This is a genomic window from Herbiconiux sp. VKM Ac-2851 (assembly GCF_013205105.1).
GTDB lineage: Bacteria > Actinomycetota > Actinomycetes > Actinomycetales > Microbacteriaceae > Herbiconiux > Herbiconiux flava.
Map to the genome: position 1 here is coordinate 1,158,238 of NZ_JABMLJ010000002.1, position 21,984 is coordinate 1,180,221.

At 67.3% G+C, this 21,984-nt stretch carries 29 protein-coding genes; 12 read left to right on the plus strand and 17 right to left on the minus strand.

Features of this window, described 5'->3' with window-relative positions; all coding sequences use genetic code 11:
* Positions 1 to 25: 25 nt before the first annotated feature.
* Positions 26 to 898: a helix-turn-helix domain-containing protein gene (locus HQQ85_RS12070; protein WP_173182701.1), complete on the plus strand. Its 873-nt coding sequence runs from the start codon at positions 26 to 28 to the stop codon at positions 896 to 898.
* On the opposite strand, the gene HQQ85_RS12075 is transcribed toward HQQ85_RS12070, so the two are convergent.
* Both HQQ85_RS12075 and HQQ85_RS12080 read right to left on the minus strand, forming a co-directional pair.
* Positions 893 to 1,192, minus strand: a complete 300-nt coding sequence (locus HQQ85_RS12075; RefSeq protein ID WP_173182702.1) for a PqqD family protein — start codon at positions 1,190 to 1,192, stop codon at positions 893 to 895. The genes HQQ85_RS12070 and HQQ85_RS12075 overlap by 6 nt on opposite strands.
* The gene (locus HQQ85_RS12080; protein WP_173182703.1) at positions 1,189 to 1,512 is read right to left on the minus strand and encodes a hypothetical protein; all 324 of its coding nucleotides are present in this window, start codon (positions 1,510 to 1,512) and stop codon (positions 1,189 to 1,191) included. Before HQQ85_RS12080 ends, HQQ85_RS12075 begins: the two co-directional genes overlap by 4 nt.
* Positions 1,513 to 1,697: 185 nt before the next feature.
* Here HQQ85_RS12080 and HQQ85_RS12085 point away from each other — a divergent pair, with 185 nt between their 5' ends.
* From HQQ85_RS12085 to HQQ85_RS12095, 3 genes are all read left to right on the plus strand, one after another.
* A complete protein-coding gene (locus tag HQQ85_RS12085) occupies positions 1,698 to 2,219 on the plus strand; it encodes a hypothetical protein (protein WP_173182704.1) in 522 nt (173 codons plus the stop codon).
* A 329-nt stretch (positions 2,220 to 2,548) separates the two neighbouring features.
* On the plus strand, positions 2,549 to 4,183 hold the full coding sequence (locus HQQ85_RS12090) for a RecQ family ATP-dependent DNA helicase (protein WP_173182705.1): 1,635 nt from the start codon (positions 2,549 to 2,551) through the stop codon (positions 4,181 to 4,183).
* 57 nt (positions 4,184 to 4,240) lie between these two features.
* Positions 4,241 to 4,945, plus strand: a complete 705-nt coding sequence (locus tag HQQ85_RS12095) for a haloacid dehalogenase type II (protein ID WP_173182706.1) — start codon at positions 4,241 to 4,243, stop codon at positions 4,943 to 4,945.
* A 10-nt stretch (positions 4,946 to 4,955) separates the two neighbouring features.
* Here HQQ85_RS12095 and HQQ85_RS12100 read toward each other — a convergent pair whose 3' ends face one another.
* Complete coding sequence (locus HQQ85_RS12100; protein WP_173182707.1) at positions 4,956 to 5,375, minus strand: hypothetical protein; 420 nt, start codon at positions 5,373 to 5,375, stop codon at positions 4,956 to 4,958.
* The gene (locus HQQ85_RS12105) at positions 5,372 to 5,755 is read right to left on the minus strand and encodes a hypothetical protein (RefSeq protein WP_173182708.1); all 384 of its coding nucleotides are present in this window, start codon (positions 5,753 to 5,755) and stop codon (positions 5,372 to 5,374) included. Before HQQ85_RS12105 ends, HQQ85_RS12100 begins: the two co-directional genes overlap by 4 nt.
* A gap of 141 nt (positions 5,756 to 5,896) precedes the next feature.
* Here HQQ85_RS12105 and HQQ85_RS12110 point away from each other — a divergent pair, with 141 nt between their 5' ends.
* Both HQQ85_RS12110 and HQQ85_RS12115 read left to right on the plus strand, forming a co-directional pair.
* Positions 5,897 to 7,102, plus strand: a complete 1,206-nt coding sequence (locus tag HQQ85_RS12110; RefSeq protein WP_173182709.1) for an LCP family protein — start codon at positions 5,897 to 5,899, stop codon at positions 7,100 to 7,102.
* Positions 7,103 to 7,357: 255 nt separating this feature from the next.
* The gene (locus tag HQQ85_RS12115; protein WP_173182710.1) at positions 7,358 to 8,668 is read left to right on the plus strand and encodes an HNH endonuclease signature motif containing protein; all 1,311 of its coding nucleotides are present in this window, start codon (positions 7,358 to 7,360) and stop codon (positions 8,666 to 8,668) included.
* 101 nt (positions 8,669 to 8,769) lie between these two features.
* Here the strand turns inward: HQQ85_RS12115 and HQQ85_RS12120 are convergent, their stop codons facing one another.
* The gene (locus HQQ85_RS12120; RefSeq protein ID WP_173182711.1) at positions 8,770 to 9,387 is read right to left on the minus strand and encodes a TetR/AcrR family transcriptional regulator; all 618 of its coding nucleotides are present in this window, start codon (positions 9,385 to 9,387) and stop codon (positions 8,770 to 8,772) included.
* A 54-nt stretch (positions 9,388 to 9,441) separates the two neighbouring features.
* Between HQQ85_RS12120 and HQQ85_RS12125 the strand changes: the two genes are divergently transcribed.
* Positions 9,442 to 10,239, plus strand: coding sequence for an SDR family oxidoreductase (locus HQQ85_RS12125; RefSeq protein ID WP_173182712.1), 798 nt, complete (start codon positions 9,442 to 9,444; stop codon positions 10,237 to 10,239).
* 20 nt (positions 10,240 to 10,259) lie between these two features.
* Here HQQ85_RS12125 and HQQ85_RS12130 read toward each other — a convergent pair whose 3' ends face one another.
* Both HQQ85_RS12130 and HQQ85_RS12135 read right to left on the minus strand, forming a co-directional pair.
* Positions 10,260 to 10,601, minus strand: coding sequence for a hypothetical protein (locus tag HQQ85_RS12130; protein ID WP_173182713.1), 342 nt, complete (start codon positions 10,599 to 10,601; stop codon positions 10,260 to 10,262).
* A 171-nt stretch (positions 10,602 to 10,772) separates the two neighbouring features.
* Entirely contained in the window at positions 10,773 to 11,168 is a 396-nt protein-coding gene (locus HQQ85_RS12135; RefSeq protein WP_173182714.1) for a MerR family transcriptional regulator, read from the minus strand.
* A gap of 54 nt (positions 11,169 to 11,222) precedes the next feature.
* Between HQQ85_RS12135 and HQQ85_RS12140 the strand changes: the two genes are divergently transcribed.
* Together HQQ85_RS12140 and HQQ85_RS12145 are read left to right on the plus strand one after the other, a co-directional pair.
* On the plus strand, positions 11,223 to 11,933 hold the full coding sequence (locus HQQ85_RS12140; protein ID WP_173182715.1) for an SDR family oxidoreductase: 711 nt from the start codon (positions 11,223 to 11,225) through the stop codon (positions 11,931 to 11,933).
* Positions 11,934 to 12,581: 648 nt separating this feature from the next.
* Positions 12,582 to 12,812, plus strand: a complete 231-nt coding sequence (locus tag HQQ85_RS12145; RefSeq protein WP_173182716.1) for a hypothetical protein — start codon at positions 12,582 to 12,584, stop codon at positions 12,810 to 12,812.
* On the opposite strand, the gene HQQ85_RS12150 is transcribed toward HQQ85_RS12145, so the two are convergent.
* Positions 12,772 to 13,002, minus strand: coding sequence for a hypothetical protein (locus tag HQQ85_RS12150; protein WP_173182717.1), 231 nt, complete (start codon positions 13,000 to 13,002; stop codon positions 12,772 to 12,774). The genes HQQ85_RS12145 and HQQ85_RS12150 overlap by 41 nt on opposite strands.
* 561 nt (positions 13,003 to 13,563) lie before the next feature.
* On the opposite strand from HQQ85_RS12150, the gene HQQ85_RS12155 reads away from it, so the two are divergent.
* Positions 13,564 to 15,621: an acyltransferase family protein gene (locus HQQ85_RS12155; RefSeq protein ID WP_173182718.1), complete on the plus strand. Its 2,058-nt coding sequence runs from the start codon at positions 13,564 to 13,566 to the stop codon at positions 15,619 to 15,621.
* A 495-nt stretch (positions 15,622 to 16,116) separates the two neighbouring features.
* Here the strand turns inward: HQQ85_RS12155 and HQQ85_RS12160 are convergent, their stop codons facing one another.
* The 3 genes from HQQ85_RS12160 to HQQ85_RS12170 form a co-directional block, all read right to left on the minus strand.
* The gene (locus tag HQQ85_RS12160; RefSeq protein WP_173182719.1) at positions 16,117 to 16,293 is read right to left on the minus strand and encodes a hypothetical protein; all 177 of its coding nucleotides are present in this window, start codon (positions 16,291 to 16,293) and stop codon (positions 16,117 to 16,119) included.
* Positions 16,294 to 16,450: 157 nt separating this feature from the next.
* A complete protein-coding gene (locus tag HQQ85_RS12165) occupies positions 16,451 to 16,684 on the minus strand; it encodes a hypothetical protein (protein ID WP_173182720.1) in 234 nt (77 codons plus the stop codon).
* A 259-nt stretch (positions 16,685 to 16,943) separates the two neighbouring features.
* Positions 16,944 to 17,138, minus strand: coding sequence for a hypothetical protein (locus HQQ85_RS12170; protein ID WP_173182721.1), 195 nt, complete (start codon positions 17,136 to 17,138; stop codon positions 16,944 to 16,946).
* Between the two features lie 635 nt (positions 17,139 to 17,773).
* Between HQQ85_RS12170 and HQQ85_RS12175 the strand changes: the two genes are divergently transcribed.
* Together HQQ85_RS12175 and HQQ85_RS12180 are read left to right on the plus strand one after the other, a co-directional pair.
* Positions 17,774 to 18,031: a hypothetical protein gene (locus tag HQQ85_RS12175; protein WP_173182722.1), complete on the plus strand. Its 258-nt coding sequence runs from the start codon at positions 17,774 to 17,776 to the stop codon at positions 18,029 to 18,031.
* Positions 18,032 to 18,035: 4 nt separating this feature from the next.
* Positions 18,036 to 18,323 carry a hypothetical protein gene (locus HQQ85_RS12180; RefSeq protein WP_173182723.1) on the plus strand — a complete coding sequence of 96 codons (288 nt, stop codon included), beginning with the start codon at positions 18,036 to 18,038 and terminating at the stop codon, positions 18,321 to 18,323.
* An 85-nt stretch (positions 18,324 to 18,408) separates the two neighbouring features.
* Here the strand turns inward: HQQ85_RS12180 and HQQ85_RS12185 are convergent, their stop codons facing one another.
* From HQQ85_RS12185 to lepB, 6 genes are all read right to left on the minus strand, one after another.
* Positions 18,409 to 18,594 carry a helix-turn-helix domain-containing protein gene (locus HQQ85_RS12185; RefSeq protein ID WP_173182724.1) on the minus strand — a complete coding sequence of 62 codons (186 nt, stop codon included), beginning with the start codon at positions 18,592 to 18,594 and terminating at the stop codon, positions 18,409 to 18,411.
* Positions 18,595 to 18,642: 48 nt separating this feature from the next.
* Positions 18,643 to 19,140: a hypothetical protein gene (locus HQQ85_RS12190; RefSeq protein WP_173182725.1), complete on the minus strand. Its 498-nt coding sequence runs from the start codon at positions 19,138 to 19,140 to the stop codon at positions 18,643 to 18,645.
* A 75-nt stretch (positions 19,141 to 19,215) separates the two neighbouring features.
* Entirely contained in the window at positions 19,216 to 19,665 is a 450-nt protein-coding gene (locus HQQ85_RS12195) for a hypothetical protein (RefSeq protein WP_173182726.1), read from the minus strand.
* Between the two features lie 244 nt (positions 19,666 to 19,909).
* On the minus strand, positions 19,910 to 20,671 hold the full coding sequence (gene tatC, locus HQQ85_RS12200; protein WP_173182727.1) for a twin-arginine translocase subunit TatC: 762 nt from the start codon (positions 20,669 to 20,671) through the stop codon (positions 19,910 to 19,912).
* Positions 20,672 to 20,769: 98 nt separating this feature from the next.
* Positions 20,770 to 21,090 (minus strand): Sec-independent protein translocase subunit TatA, encoded by a 321-nt coding sequence (tatA, locus tag HQQ85_RS12205; RefSeq protein ID WP_173182728.1) that lies wholly within the window; start codon positions 21,088 to 21,090, stop codon positions 20,770 to 20,772.
* A gap of 44 nt (positions 21,091 to 21,134) precedes the next feature.
* Complete coding sequence (gene lepB, locus HQQ85_RS12210; RefSeq protein WP_371741872.1) at positions 21,135 to 21,860, minus strand: signal peptidase I; 726 nt, start codon at positions 21,858 to 21,860, stop codon at positions 21,135 to 21,137.
* Positions 21,861 to 21,984: the final 124 nt, after the last annotated feature.

Below are 21,984 nucleotides of genomic sequence, written 5' to 3' on the forward strand. Positions count from 1 at the left end.
CAACCGGAAGCACGGGGGAGTGACGATGGCACAGAACGCACGCACCAGCTCGACGATGGAGTCGATGCGCCGGCAGCGCGCCGCGAGCGAGCGGGGCGCCCGCTTCGGGCAGACGGAGCTCTCCATCCTGCGCGTGCCGTCGGGCGGCACCCCGGTGCGCAAGATCTGCCGCCCCGACGAGATGGCGGTCGAGGTGGTCGTGCCCCTCGGCGGCACGATCATGGTGCGCCCCGAGAGCCGCGACGAGCGGGCGGTGCGCGCCGGTGAGGCGCTCTACCTGATCGGCTGCCGCCGCTACGCCGCCTACGCCCTGCGCGGCGCCAGCGCCGTGACCCTCGGCCTGCCGTTCTCGGCCGTCGACGAGTACATCGACCGCTCCAGCACCTCGCCCGTGCTCGTGCAGAACTCGGCCGTGCTCCAGCCGGCCACCTCGTTCCTCGGCACGCTGCTCGAGGGCGGCGACGAGCTCGACCGGCTCTCCAGCTACTTCGCCGAGAAGCTGATCTGGGAGATGGTCGCCTCCGTCTACCTCGAGGGCAAGGGCGTCGGAGCCGCCGAGGCGCCGAACACGGGCATCCTCGATCGGGCGATGGCCCAGATCGCGGCCTACCGCACCGACCGTTCGCTCACCCCCGAGGCGGTGGCGAGGTCGCTCAACGTCTCGATGCGCCAGCTGCAGCGCGTGTTCTCGGCGACGGGATCGACGCCGTCGCGGGAGATCCGCCGGCAGCGGGCCGAGCTGGCGGTGTCGATGCTGCGCAGCGAGTCGTTCGGCGTGCTGAACGTCACCCAGATCGCGCACCACAGCGGCTTCAGCGACGCCGCCGAGCTGCGCCGGGCGCTGGTCGCCTTCGGCTACCCCTCGCCGCGCGAGCTCAGAGCGGGCGCGGGCTCATAGAGAGCCCGCCGACGACTCGATGAGCCGCCGCTCGACCAGTTCGGCGAGGAACGCCCGCACGTCGCCGCCCACCTCTGCAGGCTCCAGCCCGAAGCGCTCGGCCACCGCCGTCAGCACGCCGTCGGCCCCCTCGGAGCCGTGCTCGTCGACCGCGATCCAGATGGCGGCCGCCGACCCCTCGAGCACGAACGGCACCGCGCCGATCTCGGCCAGGTCGAGCACCGCGATGCGCTCGGCCGCGTCGTCGTCGGACCGATGCCACGCGACGTCGGGCCCGATGCGGTAGGTCGTCACTCCTCCACTCTATCGACGCCCGTCACGCCCTCCCGGGCGGTCGAGACGTCGATGAACTCCCGCAGGTCGGCGACGACCTCCTCGGGAGAGCGCCGGGTGGCGAGCGCCAGGTGCCCGGCCAGCCACGACAGGCAGACGACGGATGCTCCCACCACGTCACCCGCATCCGGCGCCGAGGCGCCGCCGATCAGCTCGCTGAGAGCCGTCGTCATGGCCCGCATGTTCTCGTCGTTCGTGGCGTCGCCGCTCTGCGACACCACCGCGTCGAGCAGGAGCCTGGCGGCCCTGGCGCCGTCGGCCGGCATTCCGTTCTCGATCATCCTGGACCCCCACAGTCTCGGTTGAGCGTATTAACCCGCCCGGAGACGGGGTGTCAACCCTATCGATCTCAGTAGTGGCGTCTCTCCGCATGACACCGATGGCAGTGTAAATTCCGTAGTGCGTCAGTAGTCCCTGGGGGAGACCCGACTCCCGCTCTGCTCAGGCGCATCCTCGATGGAGAACCATGACCCCGAGTTCCCCGAGCGATCCCAGCGATCGCTCTCCCCACGACCAGGCCGTCGCCGAGACCGCGTCCTGGGTCTCCGGAATGGTCGCGCGCTCGCGCAGCGCCGCCGAGCCGGTGCCCGGCATCGTCGCGCCGCTGGAGTTCGTCGTCGACTTCGCCGCCAACAGCCAGTCCGACGCGGTGAGCGTGTCGATGGCGAACGGGTCCGTGGGCGTCGCGCCCTGGGCCGCCGACGCCTCGGGCGTCGTGACGATCAGCCTGCGCTGGTCGGAGGGCTTCCGGCTGGCCGGGCTCGAGCCGGGGCGCGAGATCGACGGCTGGACGGTCTCGGCCGTCGCCGCGGGCCGCGCCGACCTCGAGCATCCGTCGCTCGGCCGGGGCGAACCGGCGGTCGCCGTGCCCGCGCTGACGCTCGTGAAGGCGGGAGCCCCCGACGGTCTCGACGAGATCACCGCGCGCGTGTCGGGCACCTCGGACTACTGCCGCGACTTCACGATCCGCGGCTGGTCGCGCGCCTGAGCCGCTGGCTGCGCCTGAGCTCCTGGCTACGCCCTAGCTGACAGTCCACCCCCGGGCATGAGGAAGGCCCCTCACCGGATCGTTTGGGGTTCACCGGCAAGGGGCCTCTACGTGCTCGCGGCGATTGGGTGACCGCTGGTGCGAGACGCCGTCGAATCCTCAGACGTCATCGGGTCCGACTACTCCACACTAGGCGTGTCGCGCCGTGCACCAACCCCCTGTCGCTGATATCACCCGCAGTATCACCCTTGGCTCACCCGCCCCCGTTCGGGGGCCGCGAGCGAACCCCGCTCTGGTGGGCGGCGCGGGCGGAAAGCTAGGGTGATGGCGTGCAGAGCGAGCTGGTCGACCGCATCGAGGACGTCGCCCGCCGCGTCTTCGGCTGGCAGCAGCTGCGCCCCGGTCAGACCGAGGCGATCACCGCCGTCGCGGGCGGGTCGGACGTGCTCGCCGTGATGTCGACCGGCTACGGCAAGTCGGCGATCTACCAGATCGCGGGCCACCTGCTCGAGGGCCCGACGGTCGTCGTCTCGCCGCTGATCTCGCTGCAGCTCGACCAGGTGCGGCACATCGACGAGCGCACCGGTACGAACGACGCGGTCGCCGTCAACTCCTCCCAGTCCAAGCGCTCGAACGCCGCCGCGTGGAGCGCCGTCTCCTCCGGCGAGGCCGAGTTCCTCTTCCTCGCGCCCGAGCAGCTCGCCCGCGAGGAGGTGATCGACGAGCTCGGCACCCTCGGCGTCGGGCTCGTGGTGGTCGACGAGGCGCACTGCGTCTCGGCTTGGGGCCACGACTTCCGCCCCGACTACCTCCGTCTCGGCGGCATGATCGACCGCCTCGGCCGGCCTCCGGTGCTCGCCCTCACCGCCACCGGCTCGGCACCCGTCCGCGAGGAGATCGTGCAGCGGCTCCGGATGCACGACCCGGTGCTCTTCGTGCGCGGCTTCGACCGCCCGAACGTGCACCTCGCGGTCGAGCGCCACGAGAGCGAGCACGAGAAGGCGCGGGCCGTGCTCGCCGAGGTTCTGGCCGCCCCGAAGCCCGGTCTGGTCTACGTGGCCACCCGGGCGGACACCACGACGACGGCCGACGAGCTGGCGCAGGCGGGCATCCGCTCGGCCGCGTACCACGGCGGTCTCGGCGCGACCGGGCGTCGCGCGGTGCACGAGCTGTTCCAGGGCGACGGCGTCGACGCGGTGGTCGCCACCTCGGCCTTCGGCATGGGTATCGACAAGCCGAACGTGCGCTTCGTGGTGCACGCCGACATCACGGACTCGCTCGACTCCTACTACCAGGAGGTCGGCCGCAGCGGTCGCGACGGCGCCCCCGCGCGGGCCACCCTGCACTACCGCGAGGAGGACCTGGTCCTCCGCCGCTTCTTCGCGGGAGGCCGCCCCGCGCCCTCCGACGTCGAGGCGATCATCCGCTCTCTGGCTGTCGACGACCCGCGGATGCTCGCCGCCGTCGCCACCCGCAGCAGCCTCTCGCCCCGCGCTGCCGGCACCCTGGTGAACCTGCTCGTCGAGTCGGGCGTGGCGACCGAGGACACCACGGGAATCGCCCTCGCCCGCCCGATCGACCCGGCGGACGCGGTGGCCGCGGTGGAGCGTCTCGCCGACCAGCGGCTGGACATCGAGGAGTCGCGGCTGGCGATGATCCGCTCGTACGCCGAGACGACCCGCTGCCGCCGCCAGCTGCTGCTGGCCTACTTCGGCGACACCCTCGCGGAGCCCTGCGGCAACTGCGACACCTGCGACAGCGGCAGTGCGTACCGGCCGCCCGTGCCGGCCTCGCCCGGCCTGCCCGTCTTCGAGAAGTCGCAGCGCGTGCGCCACACCCTCTGGGGCCCGGGCGAGATCGTCAGCGTCGAGCCCGACCGCGTCACGGCGTTCTTCGTGACGAAAGGCTACCGCGTGCTCTCGCTCGCGGCGATCGCGTCGCACGCCCTCCTCGTCCCGGCCTGACGGGTTCTACGCACCGCGCCCCTTCTCGGCTCGCTGGCACCGCGGTTGACTCGGTGTATGGAGCAATCCCCGTTCGATCCTCACCGCATCGACGCCCTCGTGTTCGACGTGATCGGCACCCTCGTCGACGAGGAGCCGGCGTGGCAGGCAGCCGCTGCTCGGCTGGCCTCTGCCGCCGGCCTCTCCCAGGCCGCCGAACTCGCCGACCGCTGGGCCGCCGCCCTGAACGACCGCATGGACGCCGTGATCGCGGGCACCGCCGCGTGGCAGCCCCACCGACGGCTCGTCGCTGAGGCCGCCTCCGCAGCGATCTCGTCACTGGGCGGCACCGCCAACGCCGCCACCATCGCGCTGGCCGAGGGCCTCGACCGCGAGTACCGCGCCTGGCCCGAGGTCGCCGAGGTGACCGCGGCCCTCCGGCGCAGCCGCCTGGTCGCCGGCGTCAGCAACGGCGACCTCGACGCGCTGGCCCGGCTCGCGAACACGAACGCGATCAGCTGGGACGTCGCCCTCTCCACCTCCGCCGTCCACACCTTCAAGCCCGCTCCGGCCGCCTACCGCTATGCCATCGACGAGCTCGCCCTCGACCCGACCCGCACCCTCTTCGTCGCGGCCCACCCCTGGGACCTCCGCGCCGCCGCCCGCCACGGCTTCCGCACCGCCTACGTCGCCCGCCCGGGCGCCGAACGCCCGGCCCCCACTGATCGCTTCGATGTGGAGGCCCACCCCGACCTCACGGCGCTGGCGACCCTCCTCGCCTGACCGGCGCCGCTCAGCCGCCCGACCGCTCCTCGTTGTCGCGCAGCTGCCGCATGACCCGTCGATTGAGCTCGATGTTGCCGGCGCCCATGATCAGCAGCACGACCGCGTAGACCAACTGTCCCCAGTCCTGCCGCACGAGCGCGAAGACCGCGATGCCGACCATCCCCGCGGTCAGCGCACTGCCGACGACCTGAATCACCCGCGCTCGCCGCAGCCGCTTCTGCACCGAGGGCGTGACATCCGGTGGCCACGGCTCGTCCCACGAACGCCTGTGCAGCCACACCGTCCCGACGGACAGCAGGATGCTCGCCCCCACCAGCACGACCGCCCCCACGATGCTCCACGGCGGCATCGCAAGCAGCCACCCTCCGGCCACAGCCCCGCCGACGGCCGCCCCCATGGCCAGCCACCCCGCCACCCGCGGGCTCACGCTGGCACCCCGCCCGGGCCCGCCACAGCGGGCCGGGCGTCTTCGAGCCGCAGTGCTCCCGCGACCAGCAGCACGAGCCCACCGAACCCGAGCCCATACGCGATGATCGTCACCGGCCAGCTCCCGCCGCTTACGGTGGCCACCCCGCCGATCCCGTCGGTCCAGGTGCACGAGCGCCCGAGCGGAAACACCGTCAGCTCCCCGGTCACCGTTCCCTGCGCGACGTCGTTCAACGGCAGCGGCGACCACGGCCCCTCGCTGGCGCAGTTCGCCCCGGCCCCGCCGTCGTGCAGATTCACGAACACCGCGCCGACCCACACGAGGCACCCCACCACCAACGCCACGAACCCCACCGCGACGGCCCACCACGCGCGCTTCATCCCCGCACCCTATCCCCAAGTCGACACTCGTCGCCCATTCCCAGGCGCCGCCGCTAGCCTCCCTGCACCCCCCCCCGGTTCAGCCACCGACCATGGCCGTGTGGCAAGATGACCCGGATCGACCGGGGAGACGATATGCAGATGCACCACGCCAGACGACCGACACCGTCGCCCGTCGCCTTCATCCTGAAGTGGGTGGCCATCGCCGCCGCAGTGGCCCTGATCAGCGTCGTCTCGATCACCGCCTACGCCGTCACCAGCGTCACCCAGCAGTTCAGCTCGAACGCCGTCGACATCGGCAACTCGACCGCCGCCCCGCCCGCCCCGCCGCCCTTCCTCGGCGCCTACGAGGGCGGCTTCAACCTGCTCGTCGTCGGCACCGACAACGACCCGAACCAGGGCGTGAGCTTCGGTGAGCGCGACGCGACCCTGAACGACGTGAACATCCTGCTGCACGTCTCGGCCGACCACCAGAACGCCGTCGTCGTCAGCTTTCCGCGTGACCTCGTCATCCCGCAGCCCGAGTGCACCGACCCCGCGACCGGCACGGTGAACGAGGCGAGCGACGCCGAGGCCCTCAACGACGCCTGGGGCCGCGGCGGCCTCGCCTGCACCGCGGCGACGATCTCGGGCTTCACGGGCGTCGACATCCAGTACGCCGCCGCCACCTCGTTCGACGGCGTCATCGAGCTCACCAACGCGGTCGGGGGAGTCGAGGTCTGCCTCACCGGCGACATCGCCGACACCGATTCGGGTCTCTACCTGTCCGCCGGCCGTACGGTCATCCAGGGTCAGGATGCTCTCGCCTTCCTCCGCAACCGCAAGGGTGTCGGCGACGGCAGCGACCTGTCCCGAATCGGCTCGCAGCAGCAGTACCTCTCCTCACTGCTCCGCAAGATCAAGAGCGAGAGCACCCTCTCGGACATCACCAAGGTCTACGGACTCGCCCAGGCCGCCGCCCAGAACATCAAGCCGTCGACCTCGCTGCAGAGCCCCGACTCGATGGTCTCGCTGGCGCTGACCCTGAAGGACATCGACCTCTCCAAGGTCGTCTTCGTCTCCTACCCGGTGGCCGAGTACGTGAACGACATCAACAAGGTGCAGCCCGTCCCCGAACTGGCCGACCAGCTGTTCACCAAGATCCTCGCCGACCAGCCCTTCACCCTCAGCCCCGACTCGGCCCCCACCGGATCGGCCGACGAGGGCGAAGCCGCTCCCGACCCCGCGCCCACCGACGCCGCACCCCCCGCCGACGCCGCCCCCACCGACTCCGCGGCCACCCCCGAAGTCATCGAGGGCCTCTCCGGCCAGAACGCGGCAGAGGAGACCTGCGCGGTTCCCAACTGACTTCGAGACGGATGCTCTTCTAGACCCGTTTCGCTGACGGTGTGCACCTCGACGACCCAGCCACACCATCGTCGGCAAGCGCGGAGCGCGCGGCAGCCCTGTCGGGTTCAGGCGGTGAATCGCCCGCACCCGGAATGCTGCCGCGCGCTTCGCGCTTGCCCACGGATGGTCATTGCTGGCTCGGTAGGAAACGATCACTGATCGGCTGATTTGATTGACCCGGACAGCGCGCGCCGATATAATTGAGGCACGCTCATGAACGGTTCAGTCGCTTTCTCGCCCACCCCCGCCGACACCACCCCGTCGGCCGTCGAGACGCGCGAATCGCTCCTCCGGGGCATCGGTGCCGATGCGGATGCGGTGGCCGTCATTCAGAGAGAGCAGGCCGCTCTCGACGCTCGGGCGGTTCAGTACCTGGCGGCAGCAGCCCGCAAGTCGAACTGGCTGGCGACGCTTCCCGGCGGGTCGCTCGAGCACTCGCGTCGGTCGCTGGTCGCCGAGATCGCCACGACGTTGCATCTTCCGGAGTCGACGGCCGCCCAGCGCATCGACGACGCCGAGATGCTCTGCGACTTCCTCCCCGTCACCCTCGACGCGCTGACCCGCGGCGACCTGACGTACCGCCACGCGCAAGCCGTCGTGCGGCAGGCCCGAACCCTCCCCGAGGCCGCGCGCGGCGAGTTCGAGGTGGTCGCTCTGGCGAACGTCCACCGCCAGACGTCGACACAGCTCTCGTCGCACGCGCGCTTGGTCCGAGAGCGGATGCACCCCGAATCCATCGACGCCCGCCACCGTGAGGCCCGCGAAGAACGAGCCGTCTGGCTCGAGAGGGAGCGCGACGGCATGGCCACCCTGGTCTGCCACCTCCCCGCGGTCGCGGCGACGGCCATCGACGACACCCTCGACCAGCTCGGCCGCGCCCTCCGCTCGCCCGAGGAGTCGCGCACCCACGCCCAGCTCCGAGCCGACTCCTTCGTCGAGCTCCTGCTGCACCGCGATGGCGACAGCGACGCGGTCGCCCGCGCCCGAGGCGTCACGGCGAACATTGCGGTCACCGTGCCGATGCTGACCCTTCTCGGCCACTCTGACCAACCGGCCGAACTGCACGGCTACGGCCCCATCGATCTCGAAACCGCCCGCACCCTCACCGCCGGAGCCCCGTCACTCCTGCGCATCCTCACCGACCCCGTCACCGGCCAGCGCCTCTCGGTGGGCCGCGACCGCTACAAGGTGCCGGCCGACCTGCGCGCCGCGATCATCCTCGACGACGAGACCTGCCGCTTCCCCGGCTGCACCCGCAACGCCGACCGCTGCGACCTCGATCACGTGCTCGACTGGGCCAAAGGCGGCGAATCGAGCCTGGCGAACCTGGCCGCCCTCTGCCGCCGCCACCACACCCTCAAGCACCACACCGACTGGACGGTCACGGCAGCACCCGGCCGCGCCCTCCACTGGACCTCCCCGTCCGGCGCCCGTCACACCACCGAGCCGCCCGACCGCGCCCCCACCCCTAGGGTTGCCGCACGCGCCACCGCGCATCCGCTGCCCGACCAACCCCCGTTCTGAGCCGACTCGGCGACCCAACCGACCCCCGTTCTAAGCCGACTTGGCGACCCCGCACGTCGACCCATCTCCGCCGAACCCGCGACCGCCACGGCCCGCTCTCGTCAGCGAGGGCGGCCGAGCGCTACTCCGTGCAGCGGTGCGAGCGCCCCGTCCAGCGCCACCTCGAGCGGCCACGCCGAGCGCTCGGGCTGGCTGAGAACGAGCCCGCCCTGTATCGCCGCCAGGATGCTCGTCGCCACCCTCCCCGGATCTGTCGACGCGTCGACGAGCCCGGCCACGCGCATCCGTTCGACGCCCGCCCCCAGCGCATCACGCCAGGCGCGCATCGCATCGGCGATCGTTTGCTCCAGCTCGGGGTCGGACATGGCGGCCTGGGTTGCCAGCGAACCGATCGGGCACGCCCACCGTCCGCGGCTGATGTAGTACTCGACGAGCGCCGACCGCCAGCGCTCCCAGGACTCCCACGAGCCCAGGTCGTGGATGTGGGGCTCCTGGGCCTCGAGGAGCTGGCGGCCCTCCCACTGCGCGACCTCGCTCACGAGCTCGGTCTTGCCGCCCCGAAAGTAGTGGAACAGCTGGCTCTTACTGGTCAGCGTCGCAGCCCGTACGTCGTCGAGGGTGGTTCCGCCGATACCCGAAGCGAGGATCTGCTCTCCCGTCGCCTCGATGATCCGCTGCCGCGTACGACGCCCTCGCTCGGTGATTTTCGCGCCGTCCATGCGTCGATCCTACGCTATTGGACTATTCAGTCCACCACATGCTAGAACTGGACCGTGAAGTCCAATCAAGAAGTTCTCGCCTCCCTCGTCCCCGACCTCCGTCTCGCCGGTCGCACCGCCATCGTTACCGGATCCTCGAGCGGGATCGGAGAAGCGATCGCGAGAGTGCTCGCCGCGTCCGGGGCCACGGTCGTCGTCACCGGCCGCGATGCACAGCGCATCGACGCCGTCGTCGCCTCCATCACCGCCGCCGGCGGCACCGCCCTGGGCGTGCCCTCCGACTTGGCCGGCGGCTACGACGGCCTGCGCCGGTTCGCCGAGGCCGCCACCGAGGCCCTCGGCGGCAGGGTGGACATCCTGGTCAACAACGCCGGTGTCTACCCGGTCGGCCCGACCTCGATGCTCGCCGACGCCGATCTCGATGCCGTGCTGGCGACGAACATCCGTGCACCCCATGTGCTCGTCGCCGCGTTGGCGCCCGCCATGGCCGAACGTGGGGAGGGAGCCATCGTCAACATCGGCTCATGGATGTCCCGGGTCGGCATCCCCTTCGGCGCCGCCTACACGGCTTCGAAGGCGGCCATCGAGCAGATGACCCGCACTTGGGCCGCCGAGTACGGCCCGCGCGGAGTCAACGTGAACACCGTCGCCCCGGGCGCGACCGCGACGCCGGGCAATGCGGCAGAGGCCGACCAGGTCGACGCGATGACGGCCGCCACGGTCGCGGGCGCCCCTGTGCGCCCCGTCGACATCGCCTTCGCCGTGCGTTTCCTGGTCTCCGACGAGGCGCGCTACGCCCACGGCACGGTCCTCGACATCGACGGCGGCATCGCCAACACCCGCCTGACCTGACCTGACCGGCGCCGGCCCGACTAGCTCACGAACGCACCGAACCACAGGATCGGCAACGAGAGGAGGGCGACGACCCCTGCGATCAGCGCAATGATCACACTCGTCCTCCTCCCCGCGTCAGACATGATCGCCGCACGCACCGCGCCCGCCAGCTCCACCACCGCCAGGATCTCGATCGGGATCCAGGCCGCTAGGAAAAACGGGTACAGCCACAGCCACCCATCGAACCCGAACGCCGGCGGTACCCACATCACGAGGAACAGTGCAGCGAAAGCGGCCACGACGCCAAGCACTCGCCGCCGTCGGCTCACTGCCGCGGACCGACCCGCATCCCGCGCGACCGACACCCCATCGCTGCTCATGACCGCATCCTAACCACCGCGGCGTTCATGGCGGCCTCTACTCCAATGTCCGTTTAGAGAGCTTGAGAGGCTTTCGGTCAAGCTCGCGGTGCACCTTCCGCCCCTTCTCGGTGATCAGCAGCGCCTAGGGCTGTCCCGGCTCGCCCGCCGCGCCCCTACCGATCCCGCGGATCAGGCGGCGGCCGCATTCGCCGACGAGCGACACTCGCTCGGCGGTCGTCCCGCGACCGACTCCGCCGCGATCTCGCGGAGCCGTGCGAGACGAGTGTGGGTCGCGGTGAGGGCCTCGATCTGGCGTCGGATGCGCTCGCTCTCCTCGTCGAAGTGGTCGAGCATCCTCGGTGTGGCCACTCCCGTGTCGAGGAAGGGCAGGAGTTCGATGATCCGGCGGCTGGGCATACCCGCTGCATAGAGCATCTGCATGAAGCGCACGCGTGCCACGTCGGACTCCCGGTATTCGCGGTGTCCGCCCGTCGTCCGCTCGGACTCCAGGAGGCCTTGTTCCTCGTAGTAGCGCAGCGACCGCACGCTGACGTCGGCCCGTTTCGCGAGTTCACCGATTCGCATGTTGTGGCTCCTGGGCTTGATTCTCACGTCAACGTCAGGTTCTAGCGTAGCGGTATGGACCTTTCTGGAAGCACTGCCCTTGTCACCGGCGCGAACCGCGGCATCGGACGCCATCTCGCCGCTCAGCTGATCGAACGCGGGGCGAAGGTGTACGCGACCGCCCGACGCCCCGAACTGATCGATCTCGAGGGCGTCGAGCGTCTTGCCCTCGACATCACCTCCCCGGCATCCGTCGCCGCCGCTGCCGCTGTCGCGACCGACGTCGATCTCCTCATCAACAACGCCGGGATCGCGACCACGGCGACTCTGCTCGGCGATCTGGACGCAGCGCACGCCGACATGGACACGAACGTCTGGGGCACCCTGTCCGTCATCCGTGCGTTCGCACCCATCCTGTCCGCGAACGGCGGCGGGAGCATCGTGAACATCGCCTCGGGCGCCTCCTGGCTGGCCATGCCAGGGGCCTCCGCCTACGCGGTGTCGAAAGCTGCCCTGTGGAACATGGGCAACGCGTTGCGTCATGAGCTAGCCGGGCAACGGACAGCTGTGATGTCCGTGCACCTCGGGGTAGCCGACACCGATATGTCTGCAGGAGTCGCGATGGCGAAAACCGACCCCGCGGACGTGGCGCGCGCGACCCTGGCCGGGGTGGAGCGCGGAGACTACGAGGTGGTGGTGGATGAGCAGGCTGCGTTGATCAAGCAAATGCTCGCCCGGGATCCCAAAGAGCTGTACGCCGTCCTGGCCCAGATGCTCGCATCGTAGAACCGCTTGCCCGCTGCGCGATGGCGGCGCCCGTGGTCGGCGTGATGCGAACCATCGGCGGCTTGGTAGCAGCCGCGCGACATCGATGGTCTGCTGGTCGATCGAGCGGTGAACGGTACCGGGCACCTTGGCGCCGAGACAGCGACCCGGACCGTCGATCCTGCTCGTGGACTCTCGCGGGTTCTGCGCGCGGGGCCGACTGCTCTGGCCCGTAAATAGAAAGGGGAGCTGAGTGGGCTGGTCTTACGAGTTGCCCCCTGTCTTGGGGGGATGCCTTCGTTCTCCGCGGGCCTATGCTGACGGCACCTGGCGGATCGGTTTCGGCTACCCCGTCATGGCGTGGAGATGGCTCCCCGCCTTGCGAATGTTTGGGGCATTCCGGGGCGGGGAGCAGACGAATCGCGTTCAGAAAGCTAGGGGTCTCGCTGATTAGAACGACCGTCTCGACCTGCAACGTCATTGAGACCGGCCGAGAGCGACGCTACACCTCGAGCGCGACGTTATACGCGCACGATGGGAACCAGCGCAAACTGGCCCTGCTTTTCTCAGAGGCTGCGCTGACGGTCGTGCCAGTAAGGTGACCGCCCGTCGGTTTTAAGACTGAGCGGCGATTGCTCTGAAATCCGTCAACACTGTCGCCTTCGATGGGTGATCGTCATTGCCGATCCGACGCAAGTTCAGGATGCCGCTGGTCACGAGAGCAACCATCGCGATCATGCTGAGGATGGGGCCAGCGGGGTGTTGCTGGCCCAGGATCAGGATGACGAGCTGGGCGGCGACACCAGCTCTCCGAAGCCGATGATGGCCTATTTGAAGGCGCGTGAGTTGACGTACCGGGTCATTGGGCCTGCTTCATCAGGCGGACGCTACGCCAGATGAACCAACCGCCGAGCAGAACTGCGATGACGCCGCCCATCCACATCTTCAGGTGAAGGGCTCCGGAGAGGCCCCGCGTCATCGTCTCCTGTCCCATCGGGGTAACGAACGTCATCACACCCAGGACCACGCACAGCGCTCCGAACGCGAGCGCGAACCACAAGAACGGCTTGGACCGGCTGAGCTGCTTCATGGTGTCAGCATATGGTTCCGACGAGCCGCGGCCACCGGCGTCAGCCTCGGGAGGTGTCGATGATGAACGAGACAACAAGATTGGTCAGAACGAACGCTGCTGAGACGAAGCACAGAGCGGAGAGCAGGATGCGAAGGGTTCAGTGGCCAAATCAGCCGAGCTGCAGTCAGCTAGAGCCCACTCATTTCTTGAAAGAGCACCGCGTGCTCCTCTGAGCAGAAGATGATGGTCCGGGTTACGCGGAACCCCTCGTTAGCAGGGACGGCTCGGCCGCACTCTTTGCAGCGGTCACGCCACCGCGCCTTGGCGGCACCGGTTGTTCCTTGATCCGACGTCGGATCCTGAATTAGCACTTCTATCCTTCGCGTGCCCGGGTCGGGTCAGGCAACGCTTCAATGACAATACATAGATTCGACACCTGTAGGGACCCCCAGATGAGGGGGCAAACGCGGCGCGACCGAAAAGCGTATCGTGTGATCGAAATGCGCGACGTCGCGCCTCTGTTCAGAGTCGCGCACCTCGGCGAGGGTCTGCGCTGTTGCCACTTGAAGGACCCTCCCAATGACGAACAACACTCTGCCAACTGCTTCACCGCGCCCGCGGATGATGCAGATCGAAGGGCTCCGTGCCGTAGCCGCCCTCCTAGTGGCTATCTTCCACATTTGGATTGGCCGAGTCTCCGGTAGCGTCGACGTTTTCTTTGTCGTCGCCGGCTACCTAATCACGACAACTCTGCTCGGACACTTCACCAAATTCGGGCACGTGCGCCCGCTCTTCTACCTTGGTCGTCTCGCCCGTCGCCTGCTTCCTGCCTCCCTGACGGTGCTCGCCGTAGTCGCAGCGGCGTCGTTCATCTTCCTGCCCGCGAACGTGTGGCTGCCCACCATGCGGCAAGTGCTCGCATCCGCGCTGTACTCCGAGAACTGGCTGCTCGCCGCCGAGTCGATCGACTACCTCGCGAAAGACGCCTTCCACAGCCCCGTTCAGAACTTCTGGGCAATGTCGGTACAGGGGCAGTTTTACATTATTTGGTTGATCGTCTTCGGCATCATCGGCCTTGTGACGGTCGCCGCTCGGCACAAGGCCCGCGTCGTACTCGCGACGCTCGTTGCGCTGTTCGCTATATCGATCGTCTACTCAACCATCGCCACCAACGCGGACCAGGCGTTCGCGTACTACAACACGTTCGCTCGCGTATGGGAATTCGCCCTAGGTGGCATCGGCGCGATCATCATCCCGCAGCTGCGACTACCTCAGATGCTCCGATCGGTGCTGGGCTGGCTCGGACTACTTGGCGTACTCACCTGCGGTTTCCTGCTGCAGGTATCGCAGGTCTTCCCCGGCTATGCTGCGCTTTGGCCGACCGTCTCAGCGCTCCTGGTCATCATCGGCGGCAGTGGCGGCGGCGCCCTCACCGCAGGCCGCATCCTCTCAACCAGACCCCTTGTCTGGCTTGGCGGGATCTCGTACGGCATCTACCTCTGGCACTGGCCGATCCTTGTGTTCGTTCTCCAATACCGCAAAGGCGAGACGCCCAGCCTTCCATGGGGGATAGCCATCATCTGGGCTGCGATCGTCCTTGCTTGGCTAACGAAACGCTTTATCGAGGACCCCGTCGTGACATGGTCCCGGTCGTCGGAGCCTCGGCGGAAACGACTGGCGACAGTAGCACCCGTCGGCGCCCTCGTCGTCGTGGTAATCAGTTCCATGTTCCTCATCGGCGTCACCCAGGCGAAGCTGGATTCTGACAAGGCCTACGCCGCCTCAATCACGTCCGGGTCGGTCGCGTGCCTAGGAGCTGCGTCGACAGCCGCAACGTGTGTGAACGACGACCTGCCTTCGCCGCCTATCCCGCTTGACCCGCGCGAGGACAATGCCGAGGTTAGCGACTACCGATGCCGCACCGATCCAGACGACACCGAACTGAAGAAGTGCACGTACGGGCCCGGGGATGCAGACACGACCGTTGTGCTCATCGGAAACTCGCACGCAGTCAATTGGTTCCCGGCCCTCGAGAGCCTTACAACCGCCCGAGGTTGGAAGCTCGACGTCTACTACAAGGCTGCATGCGCCTTTAATACAACAGCGCGCACTGGCCCTAAGTCTGAGGTTGACTCCTGTCGCGTCTGGAACGAGAAATTGGAGGCCGAACTTGCTAGCCAGCCGGCATACGACTACATGTTGTCGTCGTACTCGGCCGGGGGCGAGAAGTTCGTGAGCCCCGACGGCAACGTCGATCCCGACGCCGGTGTTGCGGGGTTCCGTGACGCATGGAAACCGCTCCTCGATCGTGGCACCACGGTCTGGGCAATGGAAGACACACCTCTGCTCCCCCAGGCGCTCTATGACTGCTACCTCGGCAACCTCGCCAACTCCTCGGAGTGCGGAACGATCGCTGCATCTGACGTCTTCCAGACGCGCGACTTGATCGTGGATGCTGCAGACGACCTCCGCGGTGCAAAGGTCATCGATATGAAGCGGTACTTCTGCCCAGGTGATGAATGCGTTCTATCCGCTGGTGGGGTGAACATTTACCGCGACACCAGTCACTTCACGGCGACGTGGTCGCTCACGCTCGCACCTTATCTCGAGCAGGCTCTGAGCCTTCCGCCGTCATGAATCAGGAATAGGGCCCGCCATTTAGGACCGCTCGGACCGCGGCGTGACTTTGGCTGTGTTTAGAACGAACGTTCTAGTATTGCGCCATGGGCCAGAACCGCCGCTATCCCGAGCACGCGATCGAACGCGAGATCGAGGAGGCCGTGACGCACCCCAGCCGGTGTCCTTGACTGCCGCCGGGGTCGACGCCGACCGCCACCCGATCACCGCCCCCGAGCGGCCTGTGCCCGTCGAAGCGTGGGCGCGGTTCCGCGAAGCGACCGTGCGCCCGCGCTGTGAGGCGATCGCCTGGCATGATCACGCGGTACAGGTTCGGTGGACGATGCGGAACGGTCAGTCCGTCAACGCGTGGGTGTGGCGCTCCGCTGTAGCGGCGCCGCCCGAGTGAGACCAGCAGTGGATAGAAGCAACGCCCCGGCGGCGTACCCCAGCGCCGATGCGATAGTCGCACGTGCCGGGAAGCTCTACCGAAGTGCAGGCGATGTGCCGCCGAGCCTAATTGATCAGAACGAACGCTGCTGAGACGAAGCACAGAGCAGAGAGCAGGATGCGGCGCCGACCGACCGGCTCGCCCTTGGCTCGCGGATGCTTGGTCGTCCACGACACCGTGTAAAACGTCAAAGCGAGGCAGACCGCAAGGCCGACCCAGCGCAGTGTGTTCAGCGTCTCCATGCAGGCCAGCCTCCCACGCCAAGAGGAAGCTTGAGCGCTACTGACACCTCAAGGTCATCGGCACTGTCTGTATGGCGGTTAGGCTCGGGACTGCGAAGGTCACGACGGGTCCCCTGCTTGGTCGTGACCTTCGTGTCATGTGTTCAAGCGGCCAGGGTCACACTTCGCCCGACGAGTCCTGCGTTGAAGCTTTTTCCTGCTTATAGGGGGCGAAAAGGAACAGGGCGGCTCCTACGGATATAAGGATGAGCCCGGCAATCAGGAAGATCAGTTCTTTCCCTTGGTCCCTCAGCAGCGACCGGAAGCTCAACAGGAGACATCCTGCTCCCAACGCCATGAGGACCGAGGCAATGTTGCGAAGTGTGCCTTTCGACCTACGGACGCTGCTCATGCGGCCACTGTCCTCAAATAAATTCCTCGAGCTCGATACGGTCGCCTCCAGCGTCGTGAGTGCAAGATGAGGGAAGCGGACGGACCCAACTGAATTCCAAGTTCGGACCAATTAGCGTTGTTGGCGTGACCGAGGCGGTACCCGTCGTCTTCGTGCTCGAGCCGCCAAGCGTTTTCGATCAGGTGCCGGCGATCTTATCCACGATCCAGGAGTGATCGTCCTCGATCCCGAAGGCAAGCAGCAATACCATCGACGTGCCTCATTTAGAAATCAGCCACAGCGCCGGTGAAACGGCTGAATTGTTGCTCGAGGTGCTTTCCACTTGATCGCCGCCCATCACATGACTCGTGAAAGCGATCTTGTAGTACATGTTTTTCTTCGGCAGTGCCGGAATGCGAACGGGAAACACTAGTTTCGTGACTTCGCCGGGTTTCAAGTAGTCGTTGAGAACCATTCGCCGGCCGGGGTACCCGCTGCGAATCTCGGTCGCAAAAACGGCGGTCCCCCACTTTCCGCCAGGGAAGTTGCTTTGGAAAGTTGGGATGCCCGGGCCGTTCTGATCCGTGACGTTGTGCCCGTTCGGCCAAACCTCGAGCTGCGCCCCCCGCACAGTCAGCGGCCCTGCGTTCCTCACGGTTGCCGCGAAGTGAAGCGTCCGGCCTCCGCCTACGACGAAAACGGGAAGGGACTCTCGTTGAAAATCGGCCTTCTCGCGAGCACCCCCCGCCCAAGTAGTCAAGTCTGAGCGGCCTGCAGACAATGGAGCCGCCGCCCCCAGGAGGGCTACGAGTGGGGCTCCAACCAATCCACCTATTAGCGTCCGACGTCCAGTATCCATCTCAGTCCCCCGGATTCTGCGGTAGCAACCGCGCCATCCGAACGTACAGCTTCTTTTCGCCCGTCGCATTGCGCGCGCGGGCGAAACACTCGGACCCTACATCAGAGGGGTTTGCGCCGTTACTGGCGTCCCTAGTATGTGAACGTGGGAACCAATATCGCGATGCTCGTCGTGGCGGCTCGTCGACGGATACAGCTTCGTGTGACCGCCGACAGCGACCACGGCCTCACCGACATCGGGCCGACCATCTGATGAGCGGAAGCGCATTCACCTTCACCCTGCTGATCCTCGGGTTGTGCGCAGCGATGATCGTGATGCACGAGCCTCGCCCGTCGTACCCGATATCAGGGATCAAGACGCTTCAAAATCATCAATCTCTCGGTGTCCATCCTGATCCTGATCGTATTCATCAGCATTGCGGCCGCGTTGTTGGCGCAGCAGACCAGCTGAGCCTCTGGACGCTCGTGGAGGCGACTGGCGGGACGGTCCGTTTTGTATGGTTAATCTGAGCACATGAACGACGCATTCCCTCTGCCTGAACGAACGCGAGAGTACGCGCAAGCCGCGCTCGCCGACGCCCTTCAAGTCGTTATCGCTAGGCGCTCGTCCGAAGAGTGGGAACTTTCGGCGGCGAATCTGGTGCTGATGGTGAGGTCGTGGCTGGAAACGGGGATTGACCCTGCAGAGGCCGTCGTGCAGGTCGCTATGTCTGGTGCGACCGCCTTTGATACTATGGCAGCGGTTTTGGCCGAGGACCCCCTTCAACTCATGGAAGCTGTCGAATTTCCCATCTGGGAGTAAATAGCAGGGCTACCGGCTTAGCAGTCGCGTCCGATCGCGGCTAAGTCAGAATTGGTGTCGCTCGGGCGTCGCACTTTCTAAATGCTTAGAGCCGTTCTGGCCCGGGCATTCTCTCGATTACCTGACTCGACATCTGCTGCCCGCGCCCCTGTTCCAGCCGCACGTAGTACTCGCGACTGATACCGGCGAGCGCGGCGAGCTCCTCGCCCTTCAGCCTCGGCACCCGCCGCTCGTCGTCGGGCAGCCCGAGCGCGACCGGGTCCAGCTGCACCTGCCGCGACTTCAGGAACTGAGAGACCTCGCCCGCCCGCCCCCGCGCTCACCGCAGGATCTCGACCATCAGCACCCATGCGTTCACGATCGACACGATGAAGATCACGATGAACCCTGCCGCCACATGGAACAGCCCGTCCGGGTTGCCGGCAATGAGCAGGATGCCCCCGACGAGCACGCCCGAGAGCTGACCGATCCCGAGCACGATCGTCGGGATCTTAAGGGCGAGCCGCGGCCCGTCGTGGCTCCGGAGCATCCGCACCGCCGCATCCACCTGGAACGCCAGCGCGGCCGTCGCGAACGCCACCAGCTCGATTCCGAGCACCTCGGCGCTCTGCGACGGGATGAGCATCGCCATCGACGACACCAGAATGACCGCGATCGACGCGATCGTGGCCCCCGCTCGTGCGGGCAGCGCCGACCCGGCGATGATCTGCTTCACGTTCACCGAGACGGCGACGATGCTCAACCCCGCGAGCGCTCCGGCGGCCCCCACGGTCGCCGCCGCGAAGTCGTGCCACCCCTCGAGATCCACGCTCGTCATGGGAGAAGCGTAGCCAACCGAGGAAGCTGGAAGCGGGCCGATCCGCTGTCGAACCGGCCCGCTGCAGCGACCGGACTAGGCCGCGTTGACCGACACGTCGACGGTGTCGTCGTACTTGACGCCGTCGGGCCCGGTCCAGAACGCCTGAATGGCACCCAGGATGCCCGGCTGCGCGTTGGCCGCGAAGGTGACGCCGACTCGTGCCGCACCCTCTCCGTCCGTGGTGGCGGTGTTCTCGTTCATCGTGAACGGCCCGGACACGTAGACGAACGACACGACCTGCCCGGCTACCGGGTTGCCCTCGGGGTCGGTCCTCACCCGAGCGCCGGGGCGGAAGTCATCGACCAGCGTTTCGCCGGGGTTGCCGGTCGCCGAGATGCCGGCGAACGTGTACTTGGGGATGGGCGTCTCGCTGGCTGCAGCGAGGGGCGTCGCGACGGCGACGGCGATGACGGGGACGGCCCAGGCTGACCCGGCCAGGACTTGACGGCGGGAGATTCCGGGCGCGCTGACGTTCTTGCTCATTGGCATTCTGCTTTCGGATCGACCGCCCCTGATGGCGCACGGCGCGGCCTTGGGGTTTCGGCTTCAGGTCACCGGCGCGGGCGGAAGTCCCCAAGCTACGGGGAGCAGGATGCGACGAGTACCGCCTCGACGGGTGGTGTTGCGTGTGAGGCGCACAGCGATCCGAAGGGTCTACGGGCGGTAAACAGATTCACCCCAATCCGAAATCCTCGCGGCTTCGAACTGCGGCAACTCGCGATGGCGGTCAGGCGACGTCGAGGCCCAGCTCGGCGTCGATCGCGCGATTCTTCTTCGCGACCCGACGGTCATGGAGGTAGGCGATGCCGGCCGCCCCGAAGTAGAGCAGCACCATCGGGATCGCGAGAAGGAACATGGACATGACGTCGGCGGCCGGAGTGGCGATCGCCGTGAAGAGAGTGATCACCAGGATGGCGATGCGCCACGATTTGAGGATCGCTTTGGCGGTCAGGACCCCGGCGAAGTTCAGCAGAACCAGGAACACCGGGAGGACGAACGCGATGCCGATCGCGAGGACGAGCTTCAGCACGAAGTCGTAATACGTGCGGGCCGAGATGAGAGCGGTGGTGTCCTGCGGCGCGAAACCGGTGAGCAGCACGACCATGTGCGGCATCACGAACCAACCCGCGGCGCAGCCGGCCAGGAACAGCGGGACGGCCGACAGCACGAAGCCGACCGCGTACTGCTTCTCCCGGCGCTTCATGCCAGGAACCGCGAAGGCCCAGATCTGGTAGAGCCAGACGGGCGAGGAGATGACGACGCCGACGGTGAACGCGATCTGGATGCGCAGATCGAAGGCGGACGAGATGTCGGTGAAGTTCAATGACGCCGTGCGCCCCTGGGCATCGGAGAGTTCCTGGATCGGGACGGTGAGCGCTTGCAACACGGCATCGGACAGGATCCAGCCGACGACCATGCCGACCACGATGCCGAGGGCTGCGAGGAAGAGCCGCTTGCGCAGCTCGATCAGGTGCGCGCCGAGTGACATGCGCCCGTCTGCCGGACGCTTCGATCGAGGCGTCCGGGGCGTGCGCGGCGCGCGCTCATCCCCCGAGCGCGAACTCCGCGCTCCGATGGCGACCATCGTCAGTTCTTGCCGGAGTCTGGCTCGCTGCGAACCGCGTCGGAGTGCACCGGCGTGACGCGCGGTGTCTCCAGCGGGGGAGCGACATCAGTCGTCGTGGTTGCAGGCGCGGTGGCTACGGGCGGAGCAGTGGTCGCGGGCGGCGCGGTGTCGACCGCATCCGCCGGCTTGTCATCGTCACGAAGGCCCTTGGTCTCCTGCTTGAAGATGCGCAGCGACTGGGCCAGGCCCTTCGAAAGTGCGGGCAGCCGGGTCGCGCCGAACAGCAGCAGGACGACCACGAGAACGATGATCAGGTGCCAGCCGTTGAGATTTCCGAGCATGAGTGAAGCCCCCTAGTGGTTTTGCATGAGTGTACCCGGCGCAGTCATGAGACTGCCCCGAAGCGGGTGAGCGGAAAGATGATCCTGAAGACGTCCCCGACGATGCCGGAGCGGTCGACGAGACGCACGCACGTCGCGGTGGTCGGCGCCCCCCGGCACTGCGCGATGGAGTCACTTGAGTCCGAGCGATGGTCGCCCAATACGAAGTACTGGTCGTCGGGCACGGTGAAAGGCGTGAAGCAGCGCAGTGATGCCGGCACGGTCGAGCAGTCGAGCACCCCCGCCTCGAACGGCAGATCATCGAGGATGTACGGCTCATCGACTGCGGCGCCGTCGACCGTGATCCGCCCTTCGGCGTCGCAGCACGATACGGTCTCGCCCGGACCGGCGATCACCCGTTTCACCAGCACATGATCGTTCGTCGGACCGATACCGACCAGGCCGCCAATCCACTTGGCCGCCGCCTTCAGAGGATTGGTCTCAGCCGGCGGTGACGGTTCCCACGCCGTCGAGGCATTGAACACGACGACGTCGCCATCGGACGGCCCGCCTCCCAGATAAGCAAGACGGTTGACCAGGATGCGGTCGCCCACCTCGAGCGTCGACTCCATCGACCCCGACGGAACCGAGTACAGCCGCACCAAAAAGGTCTGGACGAGAGCGAGCACGACGAACGCGGCGACGAGATTGACGAAGGGGTTCCTCGCCAGCCGACGCATCAACGACGGGCCTCGCGGCGTCGGGGTCAGAGCGTCGGAGTCATCGGTCACAGCGCTCACCTTAATAGAAGGGGTGGGTTGAACGCCGAGGTCACTTCTCCCAGTCGCTTCGTGGGGTGAAACCGAGGGTGAAAAACTCGTCGCCCACCTGATCGAACTCGTCGCCGTCGTTACT